Annotated in this window: 10 protein-coding genes; 4 read left to right on the top strand and 6 right to left on the bottom strand. The window is 75.9% G+C overall.

Annotated elements, in window-relative coordinates; all coding sequences use genetic code 11:
• Positions 1-11 precede the first annotated feature (11 nt).
• Positions 12-1,574 (top strand): hypothetical protein, encoded by a 1,563-nt coding sequence (locus AB0C76_RS10065; RefSeq protein WP_359962401.1) that lies wholly within the window; start codon positions 12-14, stop codon positions 1,572-1,574.
• Positions 1,575-1,644: 70 nt separating this feature from the next.
• Here AB0C76_RS10065 and sucD read toward each other — a convergent pair whose 3' ends face one another.
• The 5 genes from sucD to AB0C76_RS10040 all read right to left on the bottom strand — a co-directional run bounded on the left by sucD (position 1,645) and on the right by AB0C76_RS10040 (position 8,652).
• Positions 1,645-2,529, bottom strand: coding sequence for a succinate--CoA ligase subunit alpha (gene sucD / locus AB0C76_RS10060; RefSeq protein ID WP_350573897.1), 885 nt, complete (start codon positions 2,527-2,529; stop codon positions 1,645-1,647).
• A 19-nt stretch (positions 2,530-2,548) separates the two neighbouring features.
• The gene (gene sucC, locus AB0C76_RS10055) at positions 2,549-3,721 is read right to left on the bottom strand and encodes an ADP-forming succinate--CoA ligase subunit beta (RefSeq protein WP_359962397.1); all 1,173 of its coding nucleotides are present in this window, start codon (positions 3,719-3,721) and stop codon (positions 2,549-2,551) included.
• Between the two features lie 315 nt (positions 3,722-4,036).
• Complete coding sequence (locus tag AB0C76_RS10050) at positions 4,037-5,215, bottom strand: VWA domain-containing protein (protein ID WP_359962394.1); 1,179 nt, start codon at positions 5,213-5,215, stop codon at positions 4,037-4,039.
• 51 nt (positions 5,216-5,266) lie between these two features.
• Positions 5,267-7,573, bottom strand: coding sequence for a DUF5682 family protein (locus AB0C76_RS10045; RefSeq protein WP_359962391.1), 2,307 nt, complete (start codon positions 7,571-7,573; stop codon positions 5,267-5,269).
• Positions 7,570-8,652 (bottom strand): AAA family ATPase, encoded by a 1,083-nt coding sequence (locus AB0C76_RS10040; protein ID WP_359962388.1) that lies wholly within the window; start codon positions 8,650-8,652, stop codon positions 7,570-7,572. The genes AB0C76_RS10045 and AB0C76_RS10040 overlap by 4 nt, the downstream gene beginning before the upstream one ends.
• A gap of 156 nt (positions 8,653-8,808) precedes the next feature.
• Here AB0C76_RS10040 and AB0C76_RS10035 point away from each other — a divergent pair, with 156 nt between their 5' ends.
• Together AB0C76_RS10035 and AB0C76_RS10030 are read left to right on the top strand one after the other, a co-directional pair.
• The gene (locus AB0C76_RS10035) at positions 8,809-10,131 is read left to right on the top strand and encodes an SWIM zinc finger family protein (protein WP_359962386.1); all 1,323 of its coding nucleotides are present in this window, start codon (positions 8,809-8,811) and stop codon (positions 10,129-10,131) included.
• Positions 10,132-10,140: 9 nt separating this feature from the next.
• Complete coding sequence (locus tag AB0C76_RS10030; RefSeq protein ID WP_359962383.1) at positions 10,141-11,730, top strand: DUF5691 domain-containing protein; 1,590 nt, start codon at positions 10,141-10,143, stop codon at positions 11,728-11,730.
• Positions 11,731-11,842: 112 nt separating this feature from the next.
• On the opposite strand, the gene AB0C76_RS10025 is transcribed toward AB0C76_RS10030, so the two are convergent.
• A complete protein-coding gene (locus AB0C76_RS10025) occupies positions 11,843-12,250 on the bottom strand; it encodes a cobalamin B12-binding domain-containing protein (RefSeq protein WP_153460947.1) in 408 nt (135 codons plus the stop codon).
• A gap of 318 nt (positions 12,251-12,568) precedes the next feature.
• On the opposite strand from AB0C76_RS10025, the gene AB0C76_RS10020 reads away from it, so the two are divergent.
• The gene (locus tag AB0C76_RS10020; protein WP_359962380.1) at positions 12,569-13,348 is read left to right on the top strand and encodes a M23 family metallopeptidase; all 780 of its coding nucleotides are present in this window, start codon (positions 12,569-12,571) and stop codon (positions 13,346-13,348) included.
• Positions 13,349-13,370: the final 22 nt, after the last annotated feature.

Here is a 13,370-nt window from a genome sequence, read left to right as displayed (position 1 = left end):
CGGAGCGTCTGATGACCACGCCACCCCGCACGCGGAAACTGACTCCCCGTGAGACCGAGGCCCTCGCCCAGCTCGTCGCCGGGCACCCCCTGCCCCGCGGCGCCCGCGCCGCCCTGCGCCGCGCCATGGAGAAGCTGGGTGCCGCCACCGAGGCCGAGGCGGTGGCCCTGGCGAAGCGCCTCGGCGCGGACCCGGCCGAGGCGCCGTCGGCCGTCCGGCGGAAGCCCCCGGCCGGGGCCCAGTCCAAAACGGCTGCCCCGGCCAGGACTGCTGCCCCGGCCAGGACGGCGGCACCCACCAAGAGGGCGGCCCCCGCCAAGACGGCCGCCCCGCCGGGCGAGCGCCCCCGGTCCGCCGCCCGCGCCGCGGAGCAGCCGCGCCGCGAGCCCGCCACGGCGCCCGGCCGCCCGGCCGAAGGCACCGACAGCGGCCGCACAGCCCGCACCGCCCCCGCCGCCACCGAGCAGCGGCGGATCCCCGCGAAGCGCCACGAAGCCGGGGCGGAGCAGCGGCCCGACGCGCGGCCGGCCGACCCCGGGCCGCGGATCGGCACGCGCGACGACGCCGGCCCGGGAACGTTCGAGGAGTTGTACGAGACCTCGCACACGCGGCTCGTGCAGCAGGTCTTCCTGCTGACGGCGTGCCGGCACCGGGCGGCGCACTGCGTGCGGCGGGCGTTCGGGGAGGCGCGGCGCGCGTGGGACGCGGTGGCCGGCTCCGGGAATCCGGAGGGGTGGGTGAGGGTGCGGGCGTCCGAGCTGGCGCTGTCGCCGTGGCACCGGGGCGGGCCGCGCCGGGCGCACGCGTGGCGGCTGCCGCACCGGCGGATCAAGGTGCGCCCGGCCGACGAGTCGCAGGCCGTGCTGCCGGACCACGACCGCCTGACGGACCGGGACCGGGCCCTGCTGAAGGCACTGAAGCGGTTGTCCCGGCCGCAGCGGCGCGCGCTGGTGCTGCACGACGGGCTGGGGCTGCCGGCGGCGGCCGTCGCGGTGGAGGTGGAGTCGACGCTGGCCGCGGCGGAGGGGCGGGTGTGGGCGGCCCGGGCCGCGCTGGCGCAGTGGGTGCCGGACCTGGCGGGGCCGGATCCGGCCGATCCGGGGTTCGCGGACCGGCTGAGCGGGCTGCTGCACCGGGCTGCCGTGCGCGGGTGCCCTGAGCCGCACCGGCCCGCGGTGCCGGTGCTCCGGGCCCGGCACGGGCTGCGGAGCCTGGTCCTGACGGGTGCGGCGGCGGCGCTGACGGCGTCGGTGGGCGGCGCGGCGATGATGACGCTGGTCGGCGGCCGTCCGGCGGCGCTGTTCCGGGAGCCGGAACAGCCGGCGCCGTCGGTGTGCGTCCAGGCGGACACGGCCGAGCCCGGCGTGCCGGTGGCGCCGGGCGGGCCGGCCGGCGGGATCAGCAGCCTGTGGTGCAGCCCGACGCCCGGCCTGGAGGCGGTGGTGGTGGACCCGCCGCCGCGCGCGATCGCGCTGTGGGAGCTGCCGGCGGCCAAGGGGGCGGAGGCCCCGCCGCCGCAGGGCCCGCCGACGTGCGCCCGCTGGGCGCCGCTGCCCTGCACCCCGGCGCGCTGACGGGACGTGCGAGAAGGCGAGTGCCCCCGCCCGGCGAACCGGACGGGGGCACTCGTCGGCCGGGCTGGGGTCAGCCGGCGATGATCTCGCGCGCCAGGCGGGCGGTCTCGGACGGCGTCTTGCCGACCTTGACACCGGCGGCCTCGAGGGCCTCCTTCTTGGCCTGGGCGGTGCCCGAGGAGCCGGAGACGATGGCGCCGGCGTGGCCCATGGTCTTGCCCTCGGGGGCGGTGAAGCCCGCGACGTAGCCGACGACCGGCTTGGTGACGTGCTCGGCGATGTAGGCCGCGGCACGCTCCTCGGCGTCGCCGCCGATCTCACCGATCATGACGATGAGCTCGGTCTCCGGGTCCTCCTGGAACGCCTTGAGGGCGTCGATGTGGGTGGTGCCGATGACCGGGTCACCGCCGATGCCCACGGCCGAGGAGAAGCCGATGTCGCGCAGCTCGTACATGAGCTGGTAGGTCAGGGTGCCCGACTTCGAGACCAGACCGATCTTGCCGGAGGTGGTGATGTCGGCCGGGATGATGCCGGCGTTCGACTGTCCGGGGCTGATCAGGCCGGGGCAGTTCGGGCCGATGATCCGGGTCTTGTTGCCCTTGGAACCGGCGTAGGCCCAGAAGGCGGCGGTGTCGTGCACCGGGACGCCCTCGGTGATGACGACGGCCAGGCCGATCTCGGCGTCGATGGCCTCGATGACGGCGGCCTTGGTGAACGCCGGCGGCACGAAGAGGACGGAGACGTCGGCGCCGGTCTTCTCCATCGCCTCGGCGACGGAGCCGAAGACCGGGATCTCGGTGCCGTCGACGTCGACCGTGGTGCCGGCCTTGCGCGGGTTGACACCGCCGACGATCTGGGTGCCCGAGGCGAGCATGCGGCGGGTGTGCTTCATGCCCTCGGCGCCGGTCATGCCCTGGACGATGACCTTGCTGTCCTTGGTAAGGAAGATAGCCATGGTGTGAAAGTCCCCTTCCTTACTTGTTGGCCAGCTCGGCGGCGCGGTCAGCGGCGCCGTCCATGGTGTCCACGCGCTGGACCAGCGGGTGGTTGGCGTCGTCGAGGATCTTGCGACCCAGCTCCGCGTTGTTGCCGTCCAGGCGGACGACCAGCGGCTTGGAGACGTTCTCGCCCTTGCTCGCGAGGAGCTCCAGCGCCTGCACGATGCCGTTGGCGACCGCGTCGCAGGCGGTGATGCCGCCGAAGACGTTGACGAAGACCGACTTGACGTCGGGGTCGCCCAGGATGATCTCCAGGCCGTTCGCCATGACCTCGGCGGACGCGCCGCCACCGATGTCGAGGAAGTTGGCGGGCTTGACGCCGCCGTGCTTCTCACCGGCGTAGGCGACCACGTCGAGGGTGCTCATGACGAGGCCCGCGCCGTTGCCGATGATGCCGACCTGGCCGTCGAGCTTGACGTAGTTCAGGCCCTTGGCCTTGGCGGCGGCCTCCAGCGGGTTGGCCGCGGCCTTGTCCTCCAGGGCCTCGTGCTCGGGCTGGCGGAACTCGGCGTTCTCGTCCAGGGAGACCTTGCCGTCGAGCGCGATGATCTTGCCGTCACCGGACTTGATCAGCGGGTTGACCTCGACGAGGAGGGCGTCCTCGGCGATGAAGACCTTCCACAGCTTCTGCAGGACCTCGGCGACCTGGTCGGCGACCTCGGCCGGGAACTTCGCCGCGGCGACGATCTCGGCGGCCTTCTCCGGGGTGCAGCCCTCGTTGGCGTCGACCGGGATCTTGGCGAGCGCGTCGGGGTTCTCCTCGGCGACGACCTCGATCTCCACGCCGCCCTCGACGCTGGCCATGGCCAGGAAGGTGCGGTTGGTGCGGTCCAGCAGGAACGAGACGTAGTACTCGTCCTTGATGTCGGCGGTCTGGGCGAGCATCACCTTGTGAACGGTGTGGCCCTTGATGTCCATGCCGAGGATCTGCTCGGCCTTGGCGACGGCGTCGGCCGGGTCGGCGGCGAGCTTCACGCCACCGGCCTTGCCACGGCCACCCACCTTCACCTGAGCCTTGACGACGGCGCGGCCGCCGAAGCGCTCGGCGATGGCGCGAGCCGCTTCGGGGGTCTCGATGACGTCGCCGTCAAGCACGGGCACGCCGTGCTTGGCGAAGAGGTCCCTCGCCTGGTACTCGAACAGGTCCACGTGTTTGTCCTTGTTCGTGGTCGCGGATTGTGTCTCTACGAGCGTGCCACGGCAGGATCTTCGCTGCGGGTCGTCGGGGCGGTGCGGGTACGCAGAGGTACGGCCTTGCGGCCCACACAGCCACGGGCGCACACGTCAATCAACACGCGCGTCACGTCCGTCTGGCAGGTTATCCCCGTGGGACGGGACTCTTTCGCCCGGGACCGGCCCGTCTTTGGTGAGAACCGTCACAGACAGCCTAAAGCGGCGTGACCGACGCCCGGTCCGCCGGTCGGGCGGATTCGCACGTCCGGGTGAATCCGACGGGCCGCCTGGTCAGACCCCTTGCTCGGCCCCCTCGATCAGGTGCCGGGGGATCGGCCGCTTCTCGATCGCCGCCGCCATGACCTCCGGGAAGGCGTCGGGGGTGCAGGCGAAGGCCGGCGCGCCGAGGGCGGCCAGGGCGGCGGCGTGGGCGTGGTCGTAGGAGGGGGCGCCCTCGTCGGAGAGCGCGAGCAGGGAGACGAACTGGACGCCGGCCGCCTTCATCGCGGCGACCCGCCGGAGCATCCCGTCCCGGACCCCGCCCTCGTAGAGGTCGCTGATCAGGACGACGATCGTCTCCGCCGGACGGGTGATCTTCGACTGGCAGTAGGCGAGGGCGCGGTTGATGTCGGTGCCGCCGCCCAGCTGCGTGGCGAACAGGACGTCGATCGGGTCGGTGAGCTGCTCGGTCAGGTCGACCACCGAGGTGTCGAAGACGACCAGCCGGGTGTCGAGCGTGCGCATCGAGGCGAGGACCGCGCCGAAGACGGCCGAGTGGACGACCGAGGCCGCCATCGAACCGGACTGGTCCACGCAGAGGATGACGTCCTTGCGGACGGCGCGCCGGGCGCGGGCGTAGCCGACCAGCCGCTCGGGGACGACGGTGCCGTGCTCGGGCAGGTGGTTCTTCAGGTTGGCCCGGATGGTGCGGTCCCAGTCGATGTCGCGGTGGCGCGGCCGGTGCACCCGGGCACTGCGGTCGAGGGCGCCGCCCAGGGTGGACCGGGTCCGGTCGGCCAGCCGGCGCTCCAGCTCGGCCACCACCCGGCCGACGACGGCGCGGGCCGTCTCCCTGGTGGTCTCCGGCAGGGCGTGCTTGAGCGAGAGCAGGGTGGCGACGAGGTGGACGTCCGGCTCGACGGCGGCGAGCATCTCGGGCTCCAGCAGGAGCCGGTCCAGGCCGAGCCGGGTGATCGCGTCCTGCTGCATCAACTGCACGACGGTGGAAGGGAAGTAGCTGCGGATGTCGCCGAGCCAGCGGGCCACCTGCGGGGCCGAGCCGCCGAGCCCGGCGCTGCGGCGCCCGGCCCGGCCGGGCCGGGCGGCCTCGTCGGGGACGGCCCGGTAGAGCGCGGCGAGCGCGCCGTCCATCGCGGCGTCGCGGCCCCGCAGCGCGCAGCCGGTGCCGTCGGCCTCGCCGCCGAGCACCAGGCGCCACCGGCGGAGGCGTTCGTCGGTCGTGGTCGTCATGTGCTCCTCCTTCGCGAGGGCTTTCGAGGGGGCGTTCGAGGGGCTGGCGGCTCAGCTGTTGCGGCCGGCGACCTGCCGGGGGATGAACGGCCGGACGCCCAGCAGGAGGGCCACCACCGGCACGGCGGCGTCGGCCCTGGCCCGGTCGAGCTCGCCGGCGGCGGGCTCGCCGGACGGCTCGGCGTCGAGCGGGCCGGCCGCGACCCGGGCGCCGACGGTGCTGCGCACACCCGCCTCCAGGCCGCTGAAGGTCCGGCGCAGCAGCGGCAGGACGTCGGTGAAGGCCGTGTCGGAGACGCCGGTCAGCCACTCGTCGAGCAGCGTGAGCAGCCGGGGGTCGTGCAGCAGCAGGGCGCCGCCGCCGGAGAGGAAGCCCTCGACCCAGCCTGCCGCGTCCGCCGGTGCGCCGGCGGCGGAGAGGACCAGGCGCAGGCGGCGGCCGGCCTCCTCGGTGTCGAGCCGGCCGTCGTCCAGCAGCAGCCGGACGGCGCGCCCGCGCAGCAGGCCGGGGACCCCGGTGGCCGGGCCGCCGGCGGGCTCGCGGCGGGCCAGCGCGTGCAGGGCGGCGGCCCAGCGGTCGGCGAGGCCGTCCGCGGCGAGCAGGCCGACCGCGCCGTGCACCTCGTCGAGCCGGGTGCGCAGGTCCGCCGCGCTCGCGGCGTCCAGGCCGACGCACGCGGGCGGCAGGCCGACACAGACCCGGTCGGCCAGGCCGGTGGCGGCCCCCCCGAGCGCGCCGTGGTCGGTGCCGCGCACGTCGCCGTAGCGCAGCGCGCGGACGAGGGCGGGCAGCGCGCCGGCCAGGTGGGCCACGTCGGTGTCGAGGGCGGCGCAGTCGGCGAGCACCCGCATGACGGCGGGCAGGGCGGTGGACAGTCCGGCCAGCAGGCAGGTCTCCACCAGACCGGTGAGCTGCCCGAGTTCGTCGGCCGCGCGGGCGGTGGCGACGGCCTTCGCGGTGGCCGCGTCCTCGACCGTGGTGCCCCACTGGGCGGCCTCGGCGATCCGGACCGCGAACTCGGGCTGCCAGCACAGCCGCCAGCTCTCCCGGAAGGTGCCGGTCGAGGCGACGGCGGAGCGCGCGGGCACGCCCCACTCGACGCCGAGCAGCCGTAGTCGGTGCAGCAGGCGGGAGCGGGCGGCGTCGGTGTCCTTGCGCAGGTCGAGGTCGAGGTCCCGGGGCGCGGCCGCGGGCTTGAGGCGCAGCGTGCGCTGCAGCCGGGCGAGGTCGCGCTGGAGCGGCACCGCCGGTGCGGCGTCCGGGACCCCGCCGAGGGCGTCACCGATCACCAGGCGGTCGCGGACGAGCTCCAGCGCGACGTCCGAGCCGTCGCACATGACCGCGCGGACGGCGTCCAGCGTCTCGGTGAGCCCGGCCAGCGGGCGTCCGCGCAGGGCGGCGAGGGTCTCGGCGAGCCGGACCGCCTCGATGACGTGCGCGGACGAGACCGGGTGGTCCTCGGCGCGGAGCAGTTCGGCGGCGCGGGCGAGCCAGCGCGGCACCGGGTCGGCCCCGGCCGCGTACAGGTGGTGGTACCAGCCGGGCGACTCGACGCCCGCGCCGTACCCGGCGGACTGGGCGAGCCTGCGGTGCGTCCAGGGCACCCAGGTGATGTCCGTCCTGGTCTTCTTCGGCAGCCGCGCGAGCAGCGCCCGGTCGTGGGCGACGGTCGGCAGCTCGGCGAGGGCGGGCACGTGGAAGGCCCCGCAGACGACGGCGATCCGCCGGTGCCCGGCCCGCCGGGCGGCCCGGATCTGCTGGCGCATGTACGCCTCGCGCACGAGGTCCCGGTGGGACTCGGCGAGGCCCTCGGCACGCAGTGCGGCCATCGCCTCGGCGACGGCCGCGAACGGCGCCAGGGCGTCCGCGCCGGGCGTGCGGTGCTCGACGACGTCCTCCCACCAGCGCTCCGGGTCGTCGTGGCCGGCGGCCTCGGCGAGCAGGGCGATCGGGTCGGCGGCGGGCTCGTCGGCGGCCCCGGGAGCGTCGGCGGCGGGCTCGTCGGCCAAGCCGTACGCGGCGGGCAGGTCGATGAAGCGGACCGGCAGCTCCCGCTCCACCGCGTACCGGATCGCCACCCACTCCGGGGAGAACTCGGCGTACGGCCAGAACGCGGCCCGTGCCGGGTCGTCCACCGCGTGGGCGAGCAGCGCGACCGGCGGCATCATGTCCTTCTCGGCGGCCAGCCCGACGATGCCGTCGGCCTCGGGCGGGCCCTCGATCAGCACCGCGTCCGGTGCCAGCCGCGCGAGGGCGGCGCCCACCGCCCGCGCCGAGCCGGGGCCGTGGTGGCGGACACCGAGCAGGGTCACGTCCGGGGTGGCCGTGCCCGGTGCGGTCGTGCCGGGGGAGGTCATGCGGCCACCTCGCGGGCGGCGCGGTAGAAGTCCTTCCAGCCGTCGCGCTCGCGCACCACCCCTTCGACGTACTCGCGCCACACCGCCCGGTCCGCGACCGGGTCGCGGACGACGGCGCCGACGATGCCTGCCGTCACGTCCGCGGCGCGCAGGACGCCGTCGCCGAAGTGGGCGGCCAGGGCCAGGCCGTTGGTGACCACCGAGATCGCCTCGGCCGTGGACAGCGTGCCGCCCGGCGTCTTGACCTTCGTCCGGCCGTCGACCGTGATCCCGGCGCGCAGCTCGCGGAAGACCGTCACGACCCGCCTGATCTCCTCGGCACCGCCCGGCAGTTCAGGCAGGTCCAGGGAGCGACCGAGCTGGCTCACCCGGCGGGTGACGATGTCCACCTCCTCCTCCAGCGAGGCCGGCAGCGGCAGCACGACGGTGTTGAAGCGGCGCCGCAGCGCGCTGGACAGCTCGTTGACGCCGCGGTCCCGGTCGTTCGCGGTGGCGATCACGTTGAAGCCGCGCACGGCCTGCGTCTCGGAGCCCAGCTCCGGCACCGGGAGCGTCTTCTCGGACAGGACGGTGATCAGGGCGTCCTGCACGTCGGCCGGGATCCTGGTCAGCTCCTCGATGCGGGCGAGCTTGCCGTCCGCCATCGCCCGCATGACGGGCGACGGCACCAGGGCGTCCCGGCTGGGCCCGTTGGTGAGCAGTTGCGCGTAGTTCCAGCCGTAGCGCACGGCCTCCTCGGGGGTGCCGGCGGTGCCCTGCACGAGCAGGGTGGAGTCGCCGCTGATCGCGGCGGCCAGGTGCTCGGACACCCAGGTCTTCGCGGTGCCGGGCACGCCGAGCAGGAGGAGCGCGCGGTCCGTCGCCAGCGTCGTGACGGCGACCTCCACGATGCGGCGCGGGCCGACGTACTTGGGCGTGATCCGGGTGCCGTCGGGCAGTTCGCCGCCGAGCAGGTACGTCGCCACGGCCCAGGGCGAGAGCTTCCAGCGCTCGGGGCGCGGACGGTCGTCCTGCGCGGCCAGCGCGGCCAGTTCACCGGCGAAGGCGTCCTCGGCGTGCTGCCGCAGAACGTCGGTCATGGGGGCTCCTTCGGGTCGGCCGCCGGGCACGGTGACGGCGGGGCGGCGGGTGACGGGAGGGCAACTCCGGCCTGCGGGTGCCACCCTGCACCCGGGCACTGACAATCCGCGGCGGGCGGTGAGGGAGTGTCAGTGCCGCCGCCTACGGTCGGTGCCATGGAGGAACGCTGGAGCACCGAACACGTCCTGTCCCTGGCGCCTGACGCCGCGTCGCAGAAGGCGGCCGGCAAGCTCTCCACGCCCGCGCCCTGGTCGGCCCCGGGCACCGACGGCGCCGCGGTCTGGGGCGAGTGCGGGGGCAGCGGGCGCACGCCGTACCGCACCGTGGTCGAGCTCGCCACGCCCGCCTACCAGTGCAGTTGCCCGAGCCGGAAGTTCCCGTGCAAGCACGCGCTCGGACTCCTCCTGCTGTGGAGCGGCACCCCGCAGGCCGTCCCCGCCGCCGAGCCCGCCGACTGGGCGGCCGCCTGGCTCGACGCCCGCCGCGAGCGGGCCGAGCGGCGCGCCGCCGCCCCCGCGGCCCCCGCCGATCCGGCCGCGGCCCGCCGCCGGGCCGAGCGGCGCGGCGCGCGGGTCGCCGCCGGCGCGGCCGAGCTGCGGATGCGGCTCGCCGACGGGATCCGGCACGGCCTGGCCGACCGGTCCACCGCCGGTCCGTGGGAGGAGGTGGCGGCGCGGATGGTCGACGCCCAGGCGCCGGGCCTCGCCGCCCGGGTCCGCGAGCTCGACGGCCTCCCGCAGGAGCGGCTCCTGGAGGAGTACGCGATGCTCCACCTGCTCGCCACCGCCGCCACCCGGCTCGACGAGCTGCCCACCGGGCTGGCGGCGACGGTGCGGACCAGGGTCGGCTACACCACCGACACCGCCGAACTGCTCGCCGGGCCGACGGTCCGGGACCGCTGGCTCGTCCTCGGCAGCCGGACCTCGCCCATGGGCGAGGGAGGGGACGAGCGGCTCACCACCCGCCGGCTCTGGCTGCGCGGTGCCAAGACCGGCCGCCCGGCCCTGCTGCTCGCCTTCGGCCGCCCCGGCCAGGCCCCGGACCTCTCCCTGCCCACCGGCCACGCGCTGGAGGCCGAGCTCGCCTTCCACCCCGCTGCCCGACCGCTGCGCGCCGCCCTCGGTACCCGGTACGGCGCCCCCGCGCCCGGCCCGGCCGCCCCGCCGGACGGCCTGTCCGTCGCCGAGGCGGTGGCCGGCTACGGCACCGCCGTCGCCGACGACCCGTGGCTGGACGCCTGGCCCACCGTCCTCACCGGCGTCGTCCCCGTCCTCACCCCGGACGGCTGGCGCCTGACGGACGGCCACCACACCGTCCCCGTCCGCCCCGCGGCCGTCCCGGAGGCCGCCCTGTGGCGCCTGGCCGCCGTGTCCACCGGCCGCCCGCTCACCGTCTTCGGCGAGTACGGCCACCAGGGCTTCGCCCCGGTCACCGCCTGGCCCGGAGACCACCGCCCCATAGGCCTGACCACCGTCTAGGAGCAGAACATGACGACCACCCAGGACCCGTGGGAGACCCTCCACACCACCGCCCTCCTCGGCACCGACCGCCGCCCGCTCCCGGACACCGCCCTGCCCCTCGCCGAGTCCGTGGACCGGGACGACCCGGCCACCGCCCTGCTGGAACTCGCCGCGCTCGCGACCGTCCGGCGCCGCGCGGGCGCCCTGCCCGTCCCGGCCGTGGAGCCGCCGGGCCCGCCCGCCCCGGAGGACGGCCGCCCCGAGCTGCCCCCGGCGGCGGCCCGGCGGCTCGCCGTCCTGCTCGCCGGCCGCGCCACCGGCGGCGCCGGCACCCTCGCCAACCTCACCGAGCTGCTGCCGCAGTGGCTCGCCGCCGCCCGCGAGCGGGGCCTGCGCCCGCCGGCCGCCCTGGTGCCCGCCCTGCTCGATGCCGCCCGCGCCCGCAGCGAACTGCGCCAGGACGGCGTCGCCCTGGCCGGCCCCCTCGGCCGCTGGCTGGCCGTGCGGAACCCGGACTGGCGCTACGTCCTGCGCACCACGGCGCCCGGCGCGCCGCCGCAGCCCGCGGACGACCGCCTGTGGCACGAGGGCCTGTTCGCCGAGCGCGTCACCCACCTCACGCTGCTGCGCCGCCGCGATCCGGCGGCCGGCCTCGCCCTGCTGCGGAGCACATGGCCGACCGAGCGCGCCGAGGACCGGCTGCTCTTCCTGGACGCCCTCCAGGACGGCCTCTCCCCCGAGGACGAGCCGTTCCTGGAGGCCGCTCTCGGTGACCGCAGCAAGAACGTCCGGGCGACGGCCGCCGAGCTGCTCTCCACCCTCCCCGGCTCCGCGCTCGCCCGGCGGATGGCCGTCCGCGCCACCGCCGCCGTCCGCCTCGCCGAGTCGGGCACGCACCTGCTGGTCACCCCGCCCGCCGAGTGCGACGCGGCCATGCAGCGCGACGGCATACCTCCCAAGTCCCCGACCGGGCGCGGCGAACGGGCCTGGTGGTTCGGCGAGGTGGTCGCGGCGGCGCCGCTCTCCACCTGGCCGGAGACGACGGGCCTGACGCCGGACCAGCTGCTCGCCCTGCGGGTCGGCGACAGCATCGACGAGACCAGCAGCAGCTGGGCCGACGACCTCCGCGAGGCCTGGGCCCGCGCCGCCGTCCGCCAGCACGACGCCGACTGGGCCCGCGCGCTGCTCGGCCCGGCGCCCGTCCCACCGGTCCGCGGCGCGGGCCGGGCGCGGGCGCCGCGGGCCACCGGCGCGCCCGCCAAGCTGCTGTCCGTCCTGCCGCCCGCCGAACGGGCCGCCTGGACGGCCGCGTTCATCGAGGTGCACGGCCTCGGCGAGGCCTTCCAACTGCTCGGCGCGTGCACCACGCCGTGGACGCCGCCGCTGTCCACCGCGGTCGTCACCGCGCTGTCCCGCGCCGCCGCCTCCGGGGCGTACCCGTGGAGCCACAGCGGCGTGCTCGGGATGACGGAGCGCGCGCTGGCCCCCGAGACGGCCGGCGCCGTCGAGGAGCTGGCCGCCGGCGCCGCGCCGGACTCCGCGTGGGCCGAGACCTTCGCCCGCCTCGCCGGGACGCTCCGCTTCCGGGAGGCGATGCTCGCCGAGCTCGGGGCGTGAGCCCGGCCCGGGCCCGGGTGGAACCCGGTCCCCGGGCCGGGCCCGCGGCACGAGAAAGCGGGCCGGCCCCCGCCCGGGGACCGGCCCGCTCACCCGACGATGCGGGCGAAGATCAGCCCGCCGCGCGGAGATTGGCCTCGACCCAGGCGACGACGTCCCGGGTCGGGGTGCCCGGGGTGAAGATGTCCGCGACGCCCATCGCCTTCAGCTCGGCGATGTCCTCGTCCGGGATGATCCCGCCGCAGAACACCTTGATGTCGGCCGCGTCGCGCTCCTTCAGCAGCTCCAGCACCCGCGCACACAGCGTCATGTGGGCGCCCGAGAGGATCGACAGACCGATGCCGTCCGCGTCCTCCTGGATCGCGGTGTCCACGACCTGCTCGGGCGTCTGGTGCAGCCCGGTGTAGATGACCTCCATGCCGGCGTCGCGCAGGGCGCGCGCGATGACCTTGGCGCCGCGGTCGTGACCGTCCAGCCCCGGCTTGGCCACCACCACACGGATCGGCCCTGACACACCCATGACTGCCTCCTGGACCTCGTCGTCCACCAACCCACCGGGCCTCGTGGGCCGTGGGCGCGTTAACGGTCAATAACCAACCTGAGGGGAGGTTAGCGCCACCCGGGCCGGTTGACCGTGCCACCCCTCAAGAGGAGGGCAAAATCACAGGCCCACCCCTTCCTACCAGTGGGTATACCCACCTCCGGCCCACCGCACGGACCCCCGCCCGACCTCTTGACAAGCGGAGGTTTTTCGGGGGCACGGAACGTACGGATACAGTCACGCCTGTTTTCCCTCGCCCGACGACGTGACCGAGGCCCACCGAGGAGGCAGCCCCCGATGGCTCCCGACGCAGCCGCCCGTCCGACCCGTGCGGAGCTGCGCGTGGCCGCCCGGGAGCAGTCCCGCGCGCAGCGGCGCGGCGCCGCCAAGGCGGCCACCCGGGCCGCTCTGTTCCGGGTCGCGGTGCCGTCGGTGGCCGCGCTCGGGGTCGCCGCGGCCGCGGCGATCACCGTGGTGCAGGACGAGGCCGGCCAGGTGCCCCCGCAGGCGACGGCGGCCGACGCCCCGGACACCACCGCCGCCAAGGTCACCGCCCAGCAGGCCGTCGCGGCCGGCGGCGACCACGCCCAGGCCTCGCGCGGCGACGCCCGCCAGCCGCTGGCCGGCGCACAACCCACGGACGCCCCGACCGCCCAGCCGGCGCCACCGCCCGCGCCGCAGCCGAAGGTCGTCATGCCGGTCGCCCAGCACGGCCTCGGCGAACTGTTCGGTGCGGCCGGCACCCACTGGGCCAACCGCCACACCGGCATCGACTTCCCGGTGGACGGCGGCTCCGAGGTCTACGCCGTCGCCGACGGCACGATCCGCACGCAGTGGAACCCGTTCTACGGCTACATGTCGATACTGAAGATGAACGACGGCACCGAGGCCTGGTTCTGCCACCTGCGCGGCTACAAGGTCCGCAAGGGCCCGGTGAAGCAGGGCGACGTCATCGCCTTCGTCGGCAGCAGCGGCAACAGCACCGGCCCGCACCTGCACTTCGAGATCCGGCCGCCGGGCAGCGGGCCGGTCGACCCGCTGCCCTGGTTCCTCTCGAACGGCCTGGACCCGCGCTAGCGGGCCGGGCCCGAAGGGCCCG

Source organism: Kitasatospora sp. NPDC048722, assembly GCF_040650235.1.
Lineage (GTDB): Bacteria > Actinomycetota > Actinomycetes > Streptomycetales > Streptomycetaceae > Kitasatospora.
This window is presented reverse-complemented; position numbering and strand designations above follow the sequence as displayed.

Excerpts from the sequence above, each read along its gene's own strand:
- AB0C76_RS10065 (WP_359962401.1), top strand. The coding sequence starts at position 12 with ATGACCACGCCACCCCGCACGCGGAAACTGACTCCCCGTGAGACCGAG.
- sucD (WP_350573897.1), bottom strand. The coding sequence starts at position 2,529 with ATGGCTATCTTCCTTACCAAGGACAGCAAGGTCATCGTCCAGGGCATG.
- AB0C76_RS10050 (WP_359962394.1), bottom strand. The coding sequence starts at position 5,215 with ATGACGACCACGACCGACGAACGCCTCCGCCGGTGGCGCCTGGTGCTC.
- AB0C76_RS10045 (WP_359962391.1), bottom strand. The coding sequence starts at position 7,573 with ATGACCTCCCCCGGCACGACCGCACCGGGCACGGCCACCCCGGACGTG.
- AB0C76_RS10040 (WP_359962388.1), bottom strand. The coding sequence starts at position 8,652 with ATGACCGACGTTCTGCGGCAGCACGCCGAGGACGCCTTCGCCGGTGAA.
- AB0C76_RS10035 (WP_359962386.1), top strand. The coding sequence starts at position 8,809 with ATGGAGGAACGCTGGAGCACCGAACACGTCCTGTCCCTGGCGCCTGAC.
- AB0C76_RS10030 (WP_359962383.1), top strand. The coding sequence starts at position 10,141 with ATGACGACCACCCAGGACCCGTGGGAGACCCTCCACACCACCGCCCTC.
- AB0C76_RS10025 (WP_153460947.1), bottom strand. The coding sequence starts at position 12,250 with ATGGGTGTGTCAGGGCCGATCCGTGTGGTGGTGGCCAAGCCGGGGCTG.
- AB0C76_RS10020 (WP_359962380.1), top strand. The coding sequence starts at position 12,569 with ATGGCTCCCGACGCAGCCGCCCGTCCGACCCGTGCGGAGCTGCGCGTG.